1 protein-coding gene is annotated in these 1,051 nt (G+C 69.3%); it reads left to right on the top strand.

What is annotated here, in order from left to right; all coding sequences use genetic code 11:
• Position 1: 1 nt before the first annotated feature.
• Positions 2–1,051 (top strand): glycosyl hydrolase 53 family protein (locus ELR45_RS10195; RefSeq protein WP_420813859.1); only part of this gene is annotated, 1,050 nt, incomplete at its 3' end.

Below are 1,051 nucleotides of genomic sequence, written 5' to 3'. Positions count from 1 at the left end.
GATCCTCGTGGAGAAGGTGGAGGGTCTGCCCGAGGACTTCGTGCACGGCGTCGACGTCTCGTTGGTCCTCTCGCTCGAGGAGAGCGGGGTGACGTTCTACGACCCATCCGGCGAGCAGGCGGACCTGTTCGCCGTGCTGGCCGACGCCGGCGTGACCGACATCCGGATCCGGGTCTGGAACGACCCATGGGACGCCGACGGCAACGGGTATGGCGGCGGCAATGTCGACGTTTCCCGGGCGGTCGAGATCGGCGAGCGGGCCACCGCGCACGGCATGCGCGTCCTGGTGGACTTCCACTACTCCGACTTCTGGGCGGACCCCAGCAAGCAGCAGGCGCCCAAGGCATGGGCGGGCATGACGGTCGACGAGAAGGTGGACGCGGTGGGTGCGTTCACCACGGACGCGCTCGAGGCGTTCCGGGACGCCGGCGTGGACGTCCGGATGGTCCAGGTCGGCAACGAGACCAACAACGCCGTCGCCGGCGTCAGCGCCTGGCCGGACCGCGCACGGATGTTCTCCGCCGGCAGCGCCGCGGTGCGGGAGGTCTTTCCCGACGCGCTGGTCGCGCTGCACTTCACCAACCCGGAGACGGCGGGCCGGTATGCCGGTTACGCCGCGGAGCTCGACCGGCACGGCGTCGACTACGACGTCTTCGCCAGCTCTTACTACGCGTTCTGGCACGGCAGCCTCGACAATCTCACCAGCGTGCTCACCCATGTTGCCGAGACGTACGACAAGCAGGTCATCGTCGCCGAGACCTCATGGGTCCACACGCTCTCCGACGGTGACGGCACAGGGAACATCATCAGCACCGACCCCGGGCTCAGCCGGTATCCGGTGAGCGTCCAGGGACAGGCCAACGCGTTGCGCAACGTCATCGCCGCCGTGCACGACGTCGGCGAGGCCGGGATCGGCGTCTACTACTGGGAACCGGCCTGGCTGCCGGTGGGACCCCCCGACCAGCTCGAGCGGAACCGCCTGCTGTGGGAGGCGCACGGCTCTGGCTGGGCGACGAGCTACGCCGCCGAGTACGACCCGGACGATGCGGGC

It is taken from the genome of Phytoactinopolyspora endophytica (genome assembly GCF_004138495.1).
Lineage (GTDB): Bacteria > Actinomycetota > Actinomycetes > Jiangellales > Jiangellaceae > Phytoactinopolyspora > Phytoactinopolyspora endophytica.
This window is presented reverse-complemented; position numbering and strand designations above follow the sequence as displayed.